Raw genomic sequence first — 13,713 nt, forward strand, 5'->3', positions numbered from 1 at the left:
ATATGACATGTCTTGGAAAGTTCCCGCGCCGCGATTTTCCCGTAAACCGCCCTCTCGCGCCAGACCCAAAAAAAAACGGGCCTGCCTATCAGGCAGACCCGGAATGGTCGTCGTCAAAAACATTGATCTGACAAGAGACCAGGGACAAAGAGATCACCAGGACAGTCTCAAATGAGGGGGTCGAGCGACTCGCTCATCCGCAACCAATCTTGGAGCGGAGCAAACGGCGGGACGTGCCGCTTGTTCCAGATACGGGCTGAATTTTACGTAGCTATACTGCTGCATAGGCCACTCGACAATAGGATTTTTCTACATTTAGCTTTATTATCTATCTTTATTTCGTCATATTTCCTTTGATTCGAAACATGGACAGATTCGATCGCAAAATCCTCGCTGCGCTGCACGAAAATGCCAGAATCAGCTTCGCCGAACTGGCGCGGCGGGTAAACCTGTCGGCGCCGGCGGTGGCCGACCGGGTGGCCAAGCTGGAGCAGTCCGGCGTGGTCACCGGCTACCATGCCCGCATCGATCCCAACCGGATCGGCCTGCCCATCGCCTGCCTGATCGAATTGACAGTCAAGCACTTGGAGTACTACCTGGTGATCGAGCAGATCCGCAATACGCCGGAAGTGATCGAGTGCGCGTCCATCACCGGCACCAGCGGCCTGATGATACGGGTGGCGGTGGACACCATGCCGGCGCTGCAGGCGCTGATCGCGCGGCTGATGCAGTTCGGCGACACCAAGACCTCGATCATTATCGACATGCCGGTGCCGCCGAGGATGCCGATGCTGAGCGAAGACGAATGAAAAAACGGCCGGGGCCCCTAGGGCGCCGGCCGGAACAGAGAACAACTCTCCCTTACAGCGTCGCGGCTCAACCTGCCACGTGCTTGACGAAGCGCAGCATGTTGCAGGTGTAGCCGTACTCGTTGTCGTACCAGGCCACCACCTTGATGAAGGTCTTGTCCAGCGCGATGCCGGCGTCGGCGTCGAAGGTGGACGGCGCGGTGTTGCCGACGAAGTCGGTCGACACCACTTTTTCATCGGTGTAGCCCAGCACGCCCTTCAGTTCGCCTTCGGCGGCGGCCTTCATCGCCTTGCAGATGTCGGCGTAGTCGGCTTCCTTCTCCAGCTCCACGGTCAGGTCGACCACGGACACGTCGGAAGTCGGCACGCGGAAGGCCATGCCGGTCAGCTTCTTGTTCAGCTCCGGAATCACCTTGCCCACGGCCTTGGCGGCGCCGGTGGACGACGGGATGATGTTTTCCAGGATGCCGCGGCCGCCGCGCCAGTCTTTGGAGGACGGGCCGTCCACGGTCTTCTGGGTGGCGGTGGCGGCGTGCACGGTGCTCATCAGGCCGCGCTTGATGCCCCAGTTGTCATGCAGCACCTTGGCCACCGGAGCCAGACAGTTGGTGGTGCAGGAAGCGGCGGAAACGATGGTTTCGCCGGCGTATTTGTCATGGTTGACGCCATAGACGAACATCGGGGTGTCATCCTTGGACGGCGCGGACTGCACCACTTTCTTGGCGCCGGCGGCGATGTGCTTCTGGCAGCCTTCCTTGGTCAGGAAGAAGCCGGTGCAGTCGATGACGATCTCGGCGCTCACCTCGTTCCACTTCAGGTCGGCCGGGTCTTTCTCCGCGGTCAGGCGGATGGTCTTGCCATTGACCACCAGGCTGCCGCCCTCGACCTTCACGTCGCCCTGGAAGCGGCCGTGCACCGAGTCGTACTTCAACATGTAGGCCAGGTATTCCGGGTCGAGCAGATCGTTGATGCCGACCACTTCCAGCTCGGGAAAATCCTTGGCGATGGCGCGGAACACCATGCGACCGATACGACCGAAACCGTTGATACCGACTTTGATAGCCATGATGAAGTCTCCTTGTCAGCTTGTGGCAGCTCAATGAACGATTCGATGGAGTGAACATCGCCACCGAAAAATACGAATTCCGCGGACGGGGCCCGTCGCCGCCGGGCAGGGACAGCGCACCCCGCCAAACGAAAACAGCGCAGGCCGTTTCCGGTCCCGCGCTGTCACTTTCCTCTGATTTTCGCTTGTAATCAACACGCTACATCAAGTGTTTGCGATTTTAGCGGCCTCATCCTTGCAAAACCGCGGCGTACGGCGCGGCGTCGGCCCGCAGCACCACGTGCAGCAGGCTGGCGGACACCGCGGTGACGCCGCTGGCGCCCAGCTGCAGCAGCGCCGCCTGGTCCACCAGCGCGGCGTCGGCCACTTCCACCCGCAGCCGGCTGCCCGCCACCGCCTCGATCTTGCGCACATTGCCGGCGCCGCCCAGCGCCGCCAGCCAGCGCGCCTTGTCGATGCTGGCGCCGCCCGCCGCGGCGGCGGAAGCCAGCGACTCGGCCACCGCCGGAGCGGCTACCTGCGGTTCCGCGGCGGCGCTGCCCAGCGCGCCGCGGATCTCGTCGGCGATCAAATCCGCCTCTGGCCCCAGCACCACCTGCACGCTGCCGGCGGCCGGCTTGATCAGGCCGCGCGAGCCCAGCGCCTTCAGCGCCGCTTCGTTGACCTTGTCGTTGCTGGCCACCTGCAGGCGCAGGCGGGTGGTGCAGGCGTCCACCGATTTCAGGTTGGCGGCGCCGCCCAGCGCGTCGATGAAGGCGCGCGCGCGGCCGGTGCCGGCGCCGACTTCAGCCACGGCCACCATCACGTCCTCGCGGCCGGGGGTTTTCAGGTCGAACTTGCGGATGAAGAACACGAACAGGCCGTAGTAAACGATGAAGTAGGCCGCGCCCACCGGCAGCAGCAGCAAGGGCTTGGTGGCCAGGCCGAAGTTCAGCAAATAGTCGAACAGGCCGGCGGAGAAGCCGAAGCCCAGCTTGACGTCCAGCGTCTGCATGATGGCCATCGCCAGGCCGGTCAGCACCGCATGGATCGCGTACAGCGCCGGCGCCAGGAACATGAAGGCGAATTCCACCGGCTCGGTGACGCCGGTCAGCATCGCGGTCAACGCCATCGAAAACAGCAGGCCGCCGACGGCCGCGCGGTTTTCCGGCTTGGCGGTGCGGTACATCGCCAGGCAGGCGGCCGGCAGGCCGAACATCATCACCGGGAAGAAGCCGGACATGAACATGCCCGCGGTCTTGTCGCCGGCGAAAAAGCGGGTCAGGTCTCCGTGCACCAGCTTGCCGGCGGCATTGGTGAAATCGCCCACCTGGAACCAGACCATGGTATTGAGGATGTGGTGCAGGCCGGTGACGATCAGGATGCGGTTGAGCACGCCGTAGAAGAACACGCCGATCTCGCCCGCGCCGATCAGCCATTTGCCGACGCTGTCGATGCCGTGCTGGATCGGCGGCCAGATGTAGCCGAGCACCGCGCCCAGGATCAGCATGGAGAAGCCGGTGACGATGGGGACGAAGCGCTTGCCGCCGAAGAAGGCCAGGTAGCTGGGCAGCTTGATGTCCTTGTAGCGGTTGTACAGATAGCCGGCGATCAGGCCCGACAGAATGCCGGACAGCACGCCCATATTGATCTTGTCGTCGATCACCTTCAGCACCGCGGTCAGCACCAGGAAGCCGATGGCGCCGGCCAGGCCGGACGTGCCGTTGTTGTCCTTGGCGAAACCCACCGCCACGCCGATGGCGAAGATCAGCGCCAGGTTGCCGAAGATGGCGTCGCCCGCCTGGGCCATGATCTTGATGTCCAAGAGGTCGGGCTGGCCCAGCCTCAGCAGCAGGCCGGCCACCGGCAGCACGGCGATCGGCAGCATCAGGGCGCGCCCCAGCTGCTGGATGCCGGCAAACTTGTTAAGAGTACTCACAACATATCTCCCAGGTTAATTCTGGTGCCGTCTTGTCCGATGGCGGCTCGCCAGCACTTCGCACCGATGCCCGCCGTCACACGCCGGGCCACAGTTCCGTCACCCTGCCGCGCACCGCCTGCGGCGACCCAAGCGCCAACAGCCTCAGCGCCTCTTCCTCGCAATGCCGGCGCGACAGGCCGCGCACCAGGCTCTTCACCTCCGGCACCAGCCGCGGGCTGACCGACAGCTCGGCGACGCCCAGCCCGATCAGCACCGGCACCGCCTGCGGATCCGACGCCATCGCGCCGCAGACGCCCACCCACTTGCCATGCTTCTTGGCGCCTTCCACCGTGATGGCGATCAGGCGCAGCAGGCCGGGATGCATCGAATCGATGCGCGAGGCCAGCGTGGCGTTGCAGCGGTCCATCGCCAGCGTGTACTGGGTCAGGTCGTTGCTGCCGATGGAGAGGAAGTCGGCGTGCCTGGCCAGTTGATCGGCCAGCAGCGCCGCCGACGGCACTTCCACCATCACGCCCAGCTGCGGCCGCTCGGCCAGATTCATTGCGCCGGCCAGCTGCTCGATGCGCTCGCGCAGCCGGATCAGCTCGCCGACGTCGGCGATCATCGGCACCAGGATGCGCAGCCGCGACAGCGGCTTCACCGCCAGCAAGGCGCGCAGCTGGGTGTCCAGCATGTCCGGATAGGCGAAGCCGGTGCGGATGCCCCTGAGGCCCAGCGCCGGATTCGGCTCCGGCGGCAGTTGCAGGTAGGGCACCTCTTTGTCGCCGCCCACGTCCAGCGTGCGGATGATGGCGTTGCGGCCGTCCAGCGCGTCCAGCACCGCCTGGTAGGCCTCGGTCTGCTCGGCCTCGGTCGGCGCGTCGCGGCGGTCGATGAACAGGAATTCGGTGCGCAGCAGCCCCACCGCGTCGGCGCCGTGGGCGACGCCCTCGCGCGCGTCGTCGGCGTTGGCGATGTTGACCGCCACTTCGATCGCCACGCCGTCGACAGTGATGGCCGGCGCGTTGGCCGACGCCTGCATCGCGCGCCGCTTCGCCTCCAGCTTGTCGATCTCGGCGCGGGCGGCGGCCAGATCGGCCGCGCTCGGCTGCGGATTGGCCAGGCCGGCGCGCGCGTCCAGCACCAGGGTCTGCCCCTGTTCCAGCGCCAGCGCCGACGGCCCGCAGGCCACCAGCGCCGGAATGCCCAGCGCCCGCGCCAGGATGGCGACATGGCCGCTGGCCCCGCCGGCGGCGGTGACGATGCCGGCCACCTTGCCGCGCGGCAGGCGGGTCAGCTCGGACGGCGCCAAGTCCTCGGCCGCCAGGATGGAGGCGTCGAACAGCTCCGGCCCCTGCTCCGGCTCGCCGTACAGCGCCACCAGCACCTGGCGCTCGATGTCTTTCAGATCGGCCACCCGTTCGGCCAGCAACTGATTGCCCAGTCCGGCCAGGATCGCGCACTGGGCGCGCACCGCGCGGCGGAAACCGAAGCCGGCGCCGCGGCCGGCATCGATGTCGGCCTCGGCCGCTGACAGCAGCTCGGGATCGTCGAGCAAGGCCAGATGGGCGGCGAAGATGTCGCTCTCGGCGGTGGCGCCGCGGCGCAAAGCCACGTCGATGCCGGACGAGATCGCGCCGCGCACCCGGGCCAGCGCCGACGTCAGGGCGGCCCGCTCTTCCGCGATACCCCCGCCCTGCTCCGGCAGCGGCATCTCGAAAGCGTCCAGCCTGACCACGCGGCCGATCGCCAGGCCCGGCGCGGCGGCTACGCCGGCGAGATAGCCGGCGACCGGTTCGCGGGCCTGAGCCGGCGCCGCGGCGGCATGGCCGGCTTCGCTGCGGGTTTGCAATGCCTCGATCACGGCGGCCAGCGCCGCGTCGGCGTCATGGCCGCTGACGATGACCGCGACGCGGTCGCCCTCCGCCACGCCCAGGCCCATCAGCGCCACCACGCTGCGGGCGTTGGCCCGCTTGCCGGACAATTCGATGGACACCTCGGCGGCGTGCCGCTTGGCCGCCTGCTGCACCAAGGCCGACGGCCGCGCGTGCAGGCCGCCCTCGTGGCGCACCGTAGCCTCGCCGCGGCGCTCCGGGCCGCCGGCGGACTCGCAAGGGGAGACAGCCTCGCGAGCCGCCAGGATCAGGAAGTGCGAACGGCCGGCTTCAAGCAGGCCTTCGGCACGGCGGGGAAAACTGAATTGGTCGGAATTGGCGATGACCACCATGGTCTGCAGCGACGGCGCCTGGCGCGCCACCGCGTCCAGGTCCACCTCGATCAGCGGCTGGCCGGCTTGCACGCGGTCGCCGACGGCGACCAACGGACGGAAGCCGCGGCCTTCCAGCTTGACGGTATCGATGCCGATATGGATCAGCACTTCGGCGCCGTTGTCGGCGGCGATGGTCAGCGCGTGGCCGGTGCGGGCCAACTGGGCCACCGCGCCGCTACAGGGCGCCAGCAGCGTCGGCGACAGCGGGTCGATGGCCAGGCCATCCCCCATCATCCGCCCGGCGAATACCGGATCGGGCACGCGGTCGAGCGCGATCGCCGGCCCGGAAAACGGGGCCAGCAGTTCGAGCGTTGTGGTCATCGAGCGTCCTTATTCTGTCGATTCTGTTGTCGGCGGGCCGCGTCGCCGCGGCCGCCACGGCGGTCTGCGCCGCCTGTCTGCTCATCCGGTCAACGGGTGCGGGTCACCTTGGACAGGTGGCGCGGCAGATCCGGATTCAGGCCGCGCGCCTCGGACAGGCGCGCCGCCATCAGATAGAAGCTCTGGATCGCCAGCAGCGGATCCAGCGCCTCATCGTCGGCCACCGCCAGCGTCAGGTCGCGGCTGGCCACATTGTCCGGCGCGGCCAGCAGCACGCGCGCGCCGCGGCCGCGCATTTCCTCGGCCAGATCGATCAGGCCCTGCTGCTCCGGGCCGCGCGGCGCGAACACCAGCAGCGGGTAGCCGTCGTCGATCAGCGCCATCGGGCCATGCTTGATCTCGGCACCGGAGAAGGCCTCGGCCTGGATCGCGCAGGTTTCCTTGAACTTCAGCGCCGCCTCCAGCGCCACCGCGAAGCCCAGGCCGCGGCCGACCACCATGATGCGTTCTGCCGGCTTCAGCACCTCGATCGCGGCCGACCAGTCCAGTCCGGCGGCGTCCTGCAGGCTCTGCGGCAGGTTGGCCAGCGCGGACAGCAGCTTCTCGTCGGCCTGCCAGTGGGCGACCAGGCGGGCGACGGCGGACAGCGAAGCGATATAGCTCTTGGTGGCGGCGACGCTCTTTTCCTCGCCGGCGCAGAGCGGCACCGCCCAGTCGCAGGACTCGGCCAGCGGCGATTGCTGCTTGTTGACCAGCGCCACGGTGTGGGCGCCGGCGGCGGACAGGGCCTTCATGGTGTCCACCAGGTCCGGGCTCTGGCCGGATTGCGACAGCGCGACGGCCAGCTGGCCGTCCACCGCCAGCGGCGACTGGTGCAGAGTGACCAGCGACATCGGCAGCGACACCACCGGAATGCCCAGACGCTGCATCACCAGGTAGGCGAAGTAGCTGGCGGCGTGGTCGGAACTGCCGCGGGCGACGGTCAGCGCCAGCCGCGGGCTGATGCGGCCCAGCTCGCGCCCCAGCGCGGCCAGCCCTTCATCGGCGTACATATGTTGCGCCGCCACCGCTTCGGCGGAATACAGCGCTTCCTCAAGCATCAACGAGGCCAATCTCTTCTCCCTCAATGTAGACTTGCTGCAGATTCAGTTCGGCGTCCATCACCGCGATGTCGGCCCAGGCGCCGGCTGCCAGCCGGCCGCGGTCGGCCAGGCCCAGGTAATCGGCCGGGTACAGCGACAGGCGGTTGGAGGCGTCGGCCAGCGGCAGGCCGATCTTCACCAGATTGCGCAGCGCCTGGTCCATGGTCAGCGTGCTGCCGGCCAACGTGCCGTCGGCCAGCCTGACCCCGCCCATGCACTTGGTGACCGAATGGGAGCCCAGCTTGTACTCGCCGTCCGGCATGCCGGCGGCGGCGGTGGAGTCGGTGACGCAATAGAGGCGCGGAATGGCGCGCAGCGCGGTGCGGATGGCGCCGGGATGGACGTGGAGCAGATCGGGAATCAGCTCGGCGTACTCGGCATGGGCCAGCGCCGCGCCGACCACGCCCGGCTGGCGGTGATGCAGGCCGGTCATGGCGTTGAAAAGATGGGTGAAGCCGGACGCGCCCTGCTCCAGCGCGGCCACCGCCTCCTCATAGCTGCCGAGGGTATGGCCCATCTGCATCCGGACGCCCTGTTCGCTGAGTTCGCGGATGATGTCGAGGTGGCCCGGGATTTCCGGCGCCAAGGTGATCAGCGAGATCGGCGCCAGCGCGCGGTAGCCGTTTATCTGCGCCATCGCCGCCCGGCAGGCGTCGTCGGGCTGGGCGCCCAGCTTGCCGGGGTTGATGTACGGACCTTCCAGGTGCACGCCGAGCACGCGGCTGCCCGCCGGCGCGCGCTCCTTGCTGCAGCGGCCGATGTCCGCCAGCACGCGGGAGATTTCCTCCGGCGGCGCGGTCATGGTGGTGGCGAGCAAGGAGGTGGTGCCGAAGCGCGCGTGCAGCCGGGCGACATGGGAGACGGCGTCGCCGCCCTCCATGATGTCCACGCCGCCGCCGCCGTGCACGTGCAGGTCGATGAAGCCCGGCAGGATGTAGCGTTCGGGCTGGCGGCCCGACGCCAGGCGGGCGTCTATCTCTGCGATGCGGCCGTCGGCCGCCAGGCGCACGGCGCCGTCCATCCAGCCGGAGGCGGTCAGGATGCGGCCCTGCAAGGTCTGCGTTTCAGTCATCGTTTCAGTTCAGCTACGAAATCGTAATAATCGTTGCGGCAATAGGTGTCGGTCAGCTCGATCGCCACGTTGTCGGCGTTGAAGCCGATCCGGGTGATCAGCAGCATCGCCTCGCCGGGGCGGATGCCCGCAAGCTGGGCCACGTCGCCGGAGGCGTTCACCGCCCGGATATGCTGCAAGGCCCGCACCACCGAATGGCCCGCCGCGTCCAAATGGGCATACAGCGAAGTGCCCACCGCCTGCGGATCGGGCAGGTACGCGACCGGCATCGTACTCATTTCAATCGCCATCACCACGCCGTCGGCGAGGCGCTGGCGCTTGAGCCGCGCCACCATCGAGGTCGGCGACAGCCCCAGTTTGATCACCTCCTCGTTGCTGGGCGGAAACACGCCGCGCTCCAGCCACACCGACGAAGGCACAAAACCGCGCAGCCTCAGCTGCTCGGTGAAGCCGGTCAGCCGCGACAGCGGCTGCTCCAGCCTGGGCGTGATGAAGGTGCCCGACCCCTGGCGCCGGCGGATCATGCCCTGCTCCAGCAGCACGTCCATCGCCTTGCGCGCGGTCACCCGCGAAATGCCCAGCTCTTCCGAAAACGTCCGCTCCGACGGCAGCGCCTCGTCCGCTTGCCACCAGCCGGCGTTGATCGCGTCGGCCAGCTTGCGCGACAGCTGCAGATACAGCGGCGTGCTCAGGTTTTCATCCGGTTTCAATGCTTGCCAGCGGTTTTCCATGGTCGTCTGAAGTGGTCTGAAAACCGCAGTGTAAGCCCAGTCAAGCCGCGCCGGTATCCCAACGCGGGACAGCTTGCCGCGTAACCGTTCCATTACAGCTCGCACGGTAATACCACATTAATACCACGTCAATACCAATTATCAAGCCAAGCCCCCTTCGCGCATCGCGCATGGCAACAAAACGACAAAACCGGGCGATCAGGAGAAATCAGAAAGAACCGCGACAACAAGGAAGCGTGAGATGGCTGGCGCAGGACGCGCCGCCCGACGACCAATCGGGCAGGTCAAATGCCAGACGATCTTTGCAAGAATCAGAAATTGCGCCTCGGCGCATGAGAATTGGCACTAATACCAATTAATAAACTTACATTTAATATGATGATCACATTTTAAATCATTTATCCGATTCAAGGACGCCGAACGCCCTGGCTGATGACGATGCGCTGACATACCACTACCAGACAAGGAGTCCGCATGAAACTGCATTGGCATCTTCCCGCCGCGCTGACCCTGAGCTGCCTGAGCGCCCGCTGTGGGCCCATGGCGCGATGGAAATCCCGATCAACCGCGTCTACAGCTGCTTTCTGGAAGGCCCGGAAGCGCCGAAGTCCTCTGCCTGCCAGGCCGCCAAACAAGTGGGCGGCACCCAGGCGATGTACGACTGGAACGGCGTCAACCAGAACCCGCAGGGCGACAACCACCAGGCGATGGTGCCCGACGGCACGCTGTGCGGCGGCGGCAAGGCCGAATTCAAAGGCTTCAATCTGGCCCGCGACGATTGGCGCGCCACCAGCATCGTGCCGGACGCCAGCGGCAACTTCGAATTCATCTATAAAGCCACCGCGCCGCACGCCACCAAGTACTTCAAGTTCTATGTGACCAAGAACGGCTGGAATCCGAAGCAAGCGCTGAAATGGTCGGATCTGGAGCCGTTCGGCACCATCAACGGCAATCCGACGCAGGATGCCAGCAAGCGTTACCACATGACGCTGAAGCTGCCGCAAGGCAAGACTGGCCCCCACATCATCTTCAACGTCTGGAAACGCTCCGACAGCGAGGAAGCGTTCTATTCCTGCTCCGACGTCAATTTCGGCGGCGACGCCGCGCCGCCGGCGGCCAATCCGTGGAAAGAAATCGGCAACGCCGCCGCGCGGGAGAATCTGCCGGCCGGCAGCAGCGCCACGCTGCGCGTGTTCGACAGCCAGGGCCGCGACGCCGAAAAACACACGGTGGCGCTGAACGCCGTCAGCGGCCAGATCGCGAATTGGCCGTACGAGTTGGCGCAGAAGGTGAACGCCGCCTCGCCGTTCATCCGCATCGGCGTGATGAAGTCGCAGCAGCGCGCGGTTTCCATCGTCCCGGTGAAAGACGCCACGGCCAATCGCGTCTATCTGAACGACAGCTACAAGGGCTACGGCTTCGCGATCGACCTGAAGAAAGGCGATGCCGGCACTCCCCCATCCGCAGCCAACGCCTGGAAGGAAGGCGTCAAATACGCGCAGAGCCAGGTGGTCAGCTACCAGGGCCGCCAGTACCGTTGCCTGCAGCCGCACACTGCCTGGGCCGGCGCCGGCTGGACGCCATCCACCCAGCCCACGCTGTGGCAGCCGATCTGAGCTCAGCGCCCGCTATGAAAAACGCCGCTCCCGGGAGCGGCGTTTTTTTGCTTGATTGGCAAGGTAGTGGTCCCGCTACAGGCTGGACGTCCCTACCGCCCCGACATGCATGCAGGAGAGACCGGCCGCCTCATGAACGCCGCCAGCTGATCAACACCACCGCGGTGACGATCACCACCATCGCCAGCATCTCGTGCGCGCCGACATGCTCGCCGAGGAACACCGCGCCCAACAGCACCGCGATCACCGGATTGACGTAGGCGTAGCTGGTGGCCGCCGCCGCCGACACCGTTTTCAACAGATACAGGTAGGCGCTGTAGGCAATCATCGAACCGAACACCGTCAAGTACAGCAGCGCGGCCCAGCCTTCGACGCCGGGCCAGGCGGCCAGGCGCTCGCCGACGGCGAAGCTGGACGCGACCAGGGCCAGGCCGCCGAAAATCATGGTCCAGGCGCTGCCCATCGCGCCCGCCGGCTGCGGCAGCTTCTTGCTCCAGGCCGAACCCAGCGCCCAGCCGGCCGAGGCCAGGATCAGCAGCGCCGCGCCGCGCGGGCTGGCGCTAAGGCTGGAACCCAGGTTCAACAGCGCGATGCCGGCCACGCCCAGCGCCATGCCGGCCCACTCCAGCGGCCGCGACTGGTGGCCGAACAAGCGGGCGAACAGCAGCGTGAACAGCGGCACCGTCGCGATCACCAGCGCGGCCACGCCCGACGACACCTCTCGCTCGGCCACCGTCACCAGGCCGTTGCCTATCGCCGGCATCAGCACGCCCAGCAGGGCCGCGCCGCCCAGTTGGCGCGCACTCGGCCACGGCGTCCTCTTCCACGCGAGATAGATCAGCACCAGGCTGCCGGCCAACAGGAAGCGGATGCCGGCCATCAGCAGCGGCGGCCAGGATTCGACCCCGATGCGGATGACTAGATAGGTGGAGCCCCAGACCAGGTAGAGGGCGAGGAAGGCGGCCAGCGTCAGCGGCGCGAGGCGTGAAAAAGGCATGGTTCAGTCCGTAAATTCCGAACCGAAACCATGCCGTATGCAAGCCGAAACGGCAAGCGTCTTAACGCGTCGCCAACCGCTGCAGGATGTTGGAAAACTCTTCCATATAGGTGTCGAAGCGGGTGGCTAGGCGGTCGACGTCGGTGGCGAAGCGGTTGTAGGCCACCACCGCCGGAATCGCAGCGAACAGGCCGATGGCGGTGGCCACCAGCGCCTCGGCGATGCCCGGGGCCACGGTGCTCAGCGTGGCCTGGCCGGCGTTCCCCAGCCCGATGAAGGCGTGCATGATGCCCCACACGGTGCCGAACAGGCCGATGTAGGGGCTGACCGAGCCGACGGTGGCCAGGAAGGAGGTATGGCTGTCCAGCGTGTCCAGCTCCCGCTGCGCCGCCGCCCGCATCGCGCGGCGGGAACCATCCATGATGTCGGACAGCTCGGCGCCGCTGCGGCCGCGCTGCTTCAGGAACTCGGCGAAGCCGGACTGGAAGATGCGCTCCATGCCGGCGGTGTCGCTGCGGCGGCACACGTCTTCATACAGGCGGTTCAGATCGGCGCCGCTCCAGAAATTGCGCTCGAACTCCTCGCTGTGGCGCTTGGCCGAGCGCAGCACCGAGATCTTGTTGAAGATCAGCGCCCAGGACAGCAGCGACGTCAGCGCCAGGCCCGCCATCACCAGTTGCACCAGCAGGCTGGCGTTCAGGATCAGGCTGATAAAAGAAATCTGTTGCACGTTTTATTCCTCAGTTCACACGCGGCCTAGCGCAATACGCGGCCGCTCTCCAGATCGATGATGGTCGATGGCTTGCGCCGCTTGCCGATGCGGCCCGGCAGCGTCAGCACCTTGTCCTTGAAAGCCATTCGACAGGCTCGCGCCGTCTTCAGCGATTTCTGCCCGGCCCGGTTGGCCGAAGTGGACACCAGCGCCGTGCCAAGCCGACGGCACAGCGCCGCCGCCTCGCCGTGCGCGGTGACCCGCACCGCGATCTTGTGGTGCCGGCCGCGCAAGGCCGGCGGCACCCGCCGCGACGCCGGCAGCAAAAAGGTATATGGACCGGGCCAATAGCGCGCCAGTTCCGCGCGCTGCGCGGCGGACAGCGGTTTGACCAGGTGGCGGATCTGCTCGAAATCGGCGGCGATGACGATCAGCCCCTTGTGGTTGGGCCGCGCCTTGATCGCCAGCACGCGGCGTATCGCGCGGGTGTCGAGCGGACGGCAACCCAAACCGTAGCAGGATTCAGTGGAATAGGCGATCACGCCGCCATCGCGCAGCTGCTTGCGGGTCCGTTGCTGCAAACGGCTGCCAGGCAGGCGCGGCAAAGGACCGGAACCGGACTTCATGATTGATCAAGCTAGATGGAAACAGGAAGCAGCCATTGTAGCGGCAACGGCGCAAAAACACAGGCGGAAATGCGAGGAAAAACGGGTGGAGGATGCCGAAGCGGCGACGCGGCGCGCGTCGGCATCGGACACGCGTCAGAGCAGCAGGTGCTCGTGGTCTTCAGGAGGATCTTCCGGCGCGGCGCGCCAGGCATAGCAACGCGCAGGCACGCCGGCATCCAAGTTGAACTGCTTCAACCAATAAGCCAGTCGGCGCCAGCAGCGCTTTTCATGGGTCAGGAAACGCAATAGCCGGCTGCGACTTCCAGGCTCCGGATCAGCCGGCAGGCCGTGTTCAGTAGTCAGTGCGGACATGATGGCTCGCTCCAGGATTGAGGTATGGATGCACTCTCAAGCGAACTGTAGCGGCCGGGGTGTCAAATTCCCGCAGAAACAGCGGCGCGCCGCATCAA

Annotated in this window: 12 protein-coding genes; 2 read left to right on the top strand and 10 right to left on the bottom strand. The window is 66.4% G+C overall.

Annotated elements, in window-relative coordinates; genetic code table 11:
* The first annotated feature begins 365 nt into the window (after positions 1-365).
* Entirely contained in the window at positions 366-809 is a 444-nt protein-coding gene (locus VL52_RS06560) for an Lrp/AsnC family transcriptional regulator (protein WP_046156289.1), read from the top strand.
* Positions 810-876: 67 nt separating this feature from the next.
* Here the strand turns inward: VL52_RS06560 and gap are convergent, their stop codons facing one another.
* The 6 genes from gap to VL52_RS06590 form a co-directional block, all read right to left on the bottom strand.
* Positions 877-1,875, bottom strand: a complete 999-nt coding sequence (gene gap / locus VL52_RS06565) for a type I glyceraldehyde-3-phosphate dehydrogenase (protein WP_046156290.1) — start codon at positions 1,873-1,875, stop codon at positions 877-879.
* 229 nt (positions 1,876-2,104) lie between these two features.
* A complete protein-coding gene (nagE, locus tag VL52_RS06570) occupies positions 2,105-3,793 on the bottom strand; it encodes an N-acetylglucosamine-specific PTS transporter subunit IIBC (RefSeq protein ID WP_082113658.1) in 1,689 nt (562 codons plus the stop codon).
* 76 nt (positions 3,794-3,869) lie between these two features.
* Positions 3,870-6,365, bottom strand: a complete 2,496-nt coding sequence (gene ptsP / locus VL52_RS06575) for a phosphoenolpyruvate--protein phosphotransferase (RefSeq protein ID WP_046156291.1) — start codon at positions 6,363-6,365, stop codon at positions 3,870-3,872.
* An 89-nt stretch (positions 6,366-6,454) separates the two neighbouring features.
* Positions 6,455-7,477 (bottom strand): SIS domain-containing protein, encoded by a 1,023-nt coding sequence (locus VL52_RS06580; protein ID WP_235429223.1) that lies wholly within the window; start codon positions 7,475-7,477, stop codon positions 6,455-6,457.
* A complete protein-coding gene (gene nagA / locus VL52_RS06585) occupies positions 7,458-8,579 on the bottom strand; it encodes an N-acetylglucosamine-6-phosphate deacetylase (protein ID WP_046156293.1) in 1,122 nt (373 codons plus the stop codon). Before nagA ends, VL52_RS06580 begins: the two co-directional genes overlap by 20 nt.
* Positions 8,576-9,310 (bottom strand): GntR family transcriptional regulator, encoded by a 735-nt coding sequence (locus tag VL52_RS06590; RefSeq protein WP_021475838.1) that lies wholly within the window; start codon positions 9,308-9,310, stop codon positions 8,576-8,578. Before VL52_RS06590 ends, nagA begins: the two co-directional genes overlap by 4 nt.
* Before the next feature lie 485 nt (positions 9,311-9,795).
* Here VL52_RS06590 and VL52_RS06595 point away from each other — a divergent pair, with 485 nt between their 5' ends.
* Positions 9,796-10,926 (top strand): lytic polysaccharide monooxygenase, encoded by a 1,131-nt coding sequence (locus VL52_RS06595; protein ID WP_046156294.1) that lies wholly within the window; start codon positions 9,796-9,798, stop codon positions 10,924-10,926.
* A gap of 130 nt (positions 10,927-11,056) precedes the next feature.
* Here VL52_RS06595 and yedA read toward each other — a convergent pair whose 3' ends face one another.
* The 4 genes from yedA to VL52_RS24420 form a co-directional block, all read right to left on the bottom strand.
* Positions 11,057-11,923 (bottom strand): drug/metabolite exporter YedA, encoded by an 867-nt coding sequence (gene yedA, locus VL52_RS06600; RefSeq protein WP_046156295.1) that lies wholly within the window; start codon positions 11,921-11,923, stop codon positions 11,057-11,059.
* 61 nt (positions 11,924-11,984) lie between these two features.
* Positions 11,985-12,653, bottom strand: coding sequence for a protein TolQ (gene tolQ / locus VL52_RS06605; protein WP_021475840.1), 669 nt, complete (start codon positions 12,651-12,653; stop codon positions 11,985-11,987).
* A 26-nt stretch (positions 12,654-12,679) separates the two neighbouring features.
* A complete protein-coding gene (gene tsaC, locus VL52_RS06610) occupies positions 12,680-13,261 on the bottom strand; it encodes an L-threonylcarbamoyladenylate synthase type 1 TsaC (RefSeq protein WP_186338496.1) in 582 nt (193 codons plus the stop codon).
* Between the two features lie 135 nt (positions 13,262-13,396).
* Complete coding sequence (locus VL52_RS24420) at positions 13,397-13,615, bottom strand: hypothetical protein (protein ID WP_144410175.1); 219 nt, start codon at positions 13,613-13,615, stop codon at positions 13,397-13,399.
* Positions 13,616-13,713: the final 98 nt, after the last annotated feature.

The sequence above is a fragment of the Chromobacterium vaccinii genome, assembly GCF_000971335.1.
Lineage (GTDB): Bacteria > Pseudomonadota > Gammaproteobacteria > Burkholderiales > Chromobacteriaceae > Chromobacterium > Chromobacterium vaccinii.